The organism is Neisseria sp. P0001.S005 (assembly GCF_051963715.1).
On the sequence record NZ_JBQCTZ010000707.1, the window covers coordinates 1 to 392 of the forward strand.

The following is a 392-nucleotide window of genomic DNA, read 5'->3' on the forward strand; positions in this document are numbered from 1 at the left end:
AAAAAACAATCCGACATCCGAATCTCAACCCACCAAAAAGTAACGCATCCTTATGATTAAGATAAAAAAAGGCTTAGACCTGCCTATCGCAGGCAGACCGGAGCAAGTCATTTATGACGGCCCGGCCATTACCGAAGTCGCGTTGCTTGGCGAAGAATATGTCGGCATGCGCCCCTCGATGAAAATCAAGGAAGGCGAAGCCGTCAAAAAAGGCCAAGTGCTGTTTGAAGACAAAAAGAATCCGGGCGTAGTATTTACTGCTCCGGCTTCAGGCAAAATCGCCGCTATTCACCGTGGCGAAAAGCGCGTACTTCAGTCAGTCGTGATTGCCGTTGAAGGCAACGACGAAATCGAGTTCGAACGCTACGCACCTGAAGCGCTGGCAAAATTGA

1 pseudogene is annotated in these 392 nt (G+C 49.2%); it reads left to right on the forward strand.

Going from position 1 to position 392, the window contains the following annotated elements:
• Window positions 1-52 precede the first annotated feature (52 nt).
• A pseudogene (locus ACTHSP_RS22485) lies at window positions 53-392 on the forward strand (NADH:ubiquinone reductase (Na(+)-transporting) subunit A); the annotation flags it as partial.